General features: G+C 60.4%; 4 protein-coding genes. 3 read left to right on the top strand and 1 reads right to left on the bottom strand.

Translation table 11 applies throughout. The annotated features are described in order from the left end of the window. Nucleotides 1–116 precede the first annotated feature (116 nt). Nucleotides 117–455 carry a WXG100 family type VII secretion target gene (locus JHC79_RS23220; protein WP_296395372.1) on the bottom strand — a complete coding sequence of 113 codons (339 nt, stop codon included), beginning with the start codon at nucleotides 453–455 and terminating at the stop codon, nucleotides 117–119. 96 nt (nucleotides 456–551) lie between these two features. On the opposite strand from JHC79_RS23220, the gene JHC79_RS23225 reads away from it, so the two are divergent. From JHC79_RS23225 to JHC79_RS23235, 3 genes are all read left to right on the top strand, one after another. Then, on the top strand, nucleotides 552–1484 hold the full coding sequence (locus JHC79_RS23225; RefSeq protein WP_296395374.1) for a hypothetical protein: 933 nt from the start codon (nucleotides 552–554) through the stop codon (nucleotides 1482–1484). Beyond that, nucleotides 1481–2257: a hypothetical protein gene (locus JHC79_RS23230; protein WP_296395378.1), complete on the top strand. Its 777-nt coding sequence runs from the start codon at nucleotides 1481–1483 to the stop codon at nucleotides 2255–2257. The genes JHC79_RS23225 and JHC79_RS23230 overlap by 4 nt, the downstream gene beginning before the upstream one ends. A gap of 83 nt (nucleotides 2258–2340) precedes the next feature. Further along, on the top strand, nucleotides 2341–2778 hold the full coding sequence (locus JHC79_RS23235; protein ID WP_296395379.1) for a hypothetical protein: 438 nt from the start codon (nucleotides 2341–2343) through the stop codon (nucleotides 2776–2778). Nucleotides 2779–2916 lie beyond the last annotated feature (138 nt).

Below are 2916 nucleotides of genomic sequence, written 5' to 3' on the forward strand. Positions count from 1 at the left end.
GACTGTATTTCGTCATCGACAACCTGCCGAACCTCGACGATTTCATCGCCAAGGCTGCGGCGGATTACTCGGCGGTGTTCGCTTCGCTGACGCGCGTGGCGGGGTCTGTGCGCTGATCAGTGGTCCATGTTCAGCTTGGGCTTGTTGCCGTGATCGGCCGTGGCGATCTTCTCTGCGTTCTTCTTTTCGGTCTTGGCGTACCGGTCGGCAGCGTTGTTGATGTTTTTCGACTCCCTCGTCAGACGGGATGTCACGCTGCCCTTGTGTTCGCGTAGTTCGCCGATCGCCTTCTCCAGTGCTTTCTTGGAGTCGCCGACCCATCCGCCGGATCGTGACTGCAGATCGGTCTCGGCCTTCGACGCGGCAACCGACACATCGGTTTCCCAACCGCTGAGTTGCTGTGCAGCGTGTCGCAAATCTGACGACGTGACCTTCAGGTCTTCTTCGGGTGGCATGACTTCGACGTCCCTTCAGGCCGGCTACGTACATCGGTACAGTAACCTCCTGTTCGAATCGGGGGCATTTCGGCAATAGACGAGGGGACGTCAACGGTGGCAGACCTACAGGTGGCCGACATAGCGCGCTGGGATCCGCACTCCTTGGCCGACGTGGCCACGGATTGTCAGAAGCTCGCTGTGTCGTGCAGCGACGCGACCGGCCAGCTCGACCGGATGCCGGTGTTCGAGACATGGAAAGGGGTCGGTGCCGAGTCCGCGAAGAATGCCCTGAAGTACTGCAAGCTCAAGTCGGACCAGTACATCGCGGCCGCGAAGATCCTGGGTGGCGCGGCAACCATCGCGCAGGGGCCCGTCGAGGGGCTACGTCGTAGCCTCGACATTCTACGAACGGATGCTCAGCAACACGGATTGCGGATCATCGACTCGTCATCCACAGTCGCCGTGGCCGTGTCGACCGCGGGGTGGGACGACGATCAGATCAAAGAACTGAACGAGGCCCTGACCAGGTTGCAAGATCGCGTGAAGAAGCTCGTCGAGGAGGCCAACCGGGTCGACGACGATCTTGCCAAGGCGTTGAAGAATCTGGACGATAAGAAGAAAGAATCGATCTGGAAAGTGTCTGCGAACGACATTGACTCGTTCGTGGTCGGCGAGCTCGTGGGGGCGAAGACCAACCTCATCGGTAAATACGGATTGAAGGCGCTCGAGAATGTCGAAAGCAGCCTGAAGCCGTGGCTCAAAGAGATTGATCTACTCGAGGTCAGCCGGCTTGGAGTCGTTGGCAACGTTGCGATGATGATTCCCTCGATCATCAGCGACGTCGGAGGCGGCGATTCGGTGCCGGTGGCCATTGCGAAAGAAGGCGGCGGTGTCGCAGCCGGTATCGGCGCCGCGGCGTTGGCTGGCGGCGTAGCAGGCAGTGTGCTGCCCGGGCCGGGAAATATCATTGGTGCAGGTGTCGGGTTGGCTGCCGGCGCGGTCGCCGCGTGGTGGACTTCAAAGAAAATCGGGGAGTGGCTCGAATGATGATCGACAACGTTGTCTATCGGTGGTTTCAGTCTGCGAGGGGGCCAAGGCACCTCATTGCCCAATCCGTCGTTTTCTTCGTCTTACTCCTGGCCATAGCCCTCGGTTGTGTCATGTTCGGCGTGTACCTGATGGGTGCTGCATTCGCGGTACTATCACTGTCCGTTGTCACAGTCTTTGTGCGATCCGCCCCGCGCGTCGCAGTGTCTGAAAGTGGTGTCGAGGTGCAGCCCCTGCGGCCGCTCGCCAACCCGAATTGGGTGTTCACCAGCGTTGCTTTCGTTGCTGCCGTTCTCATCACTCTGCAACCAATTGTCGGACGGTCTATGGGAGATGATCTGCGATACACGGTAATTCTGATTGCAATATGGGTTGCGGCGGTGGTCGCCCTGGGGAGCTCGCTCAAGCAGCGCGGAAGGCTAATCGTCAACTCCGAAAGTATTGCCATAGGCACTCATCCGGCGGTGCTTCTGCAGGACCTTCAGTTGACTATCCTTCAGGCGCGCAAGAATGCCATCCCGCATCTACAAATAGTCGACGCAAGCGGCAAAAATAGAAAGCGCTTGATCTTCCCACAGAAGTACTACGGCCTCGATGCCGATTCTGTGTACTCGACGGTTCGCCACCTCGCTGAGACCGAGGTCGGAATCCGGCGCGCTTACAGTCCCGAATTAATCCGGGAGATGTTGCTGTTCAAGCCGGATCGCGATATCGCCGTGGGCGACAGCATCGACGTTCGTGTGGTCGCTCAACCGCGAGCCACGACGTCGTGACGAAAGCGTTCGACACTTCCGCGCTGGGTCACCCCCAAGCGGTCGTCACTCTGGTCGAGCACTTCGCAGAGACAGGTCTCGCGGTGGATGGTCTCCCAGACGGCTGGCGCAAGGTGCGCCAGGACGCAGATCTGGTCACGGTCTCCGACCTCTGGCTGTCGAAGAGTGAAGCGGAACTCCAGGAGTCGCTGGATCCGTCGGAACGGTTTGTGTCGAACGCGATGGCCACCGCCTGGCGCCTTGCCGACTTGCCGGTTCCCGCGGACCACCTGCTGCAGTTCGCCGAAGCGATGACTCTCGGGGTGCCGGGTTGGGAGTTGCGGGAAAGGGTCTCCGACACCCGCAACGACCACGGCGTGGTGTTGCTCGGCACCCTCGAGTCACCGTTCGGGCCGCTGGTGTCGAACGCACACTCGGTAGTGCTCACGGTCGGCGACGATGAGTATGTCCTCGCCCAGCTGGCGGTCACGGCACGTCCGGACAGCGACCTCAACCTCGACGCCCTCCGCTTGGTGCCCTGAGTTCTCCGGGCGATCGTCAGCAATCTGTCCGCTGCAACGGGATCAACCGGTCATCGTGCTCACCTCGCCGGCAGGCGTCGGCAAACGAGATCGCCGACTCGATGTCGGCCTCGAACGATCGAAGTTCATCAGACGAGA

Origin of the sequence: Williamsia sp. (assembly GCF_016462415.1) — a bacterium.
GTDB lineage: Bacteria > Actinomycetota > Actinomycetes > Mycobacteriales > Mycobacteriaceae > Williamsia_A.

Coding starts and splice junctions, on each gene's coding strand:
- JHC79_RS23220 (WP_296395372.1), bottom strand. CDS start 455: ATGCCACCCGAAGAAGACCTGAAGGTCACGTCGTCAGATTTGCGACAC.
- JHC79_RS23230 (WP_296395378.1), top strand. CDS start 1,481: ATGATGATCGACAACGTTGTCTATCGGTGGTTTCAGTCTGCGAGGGGG.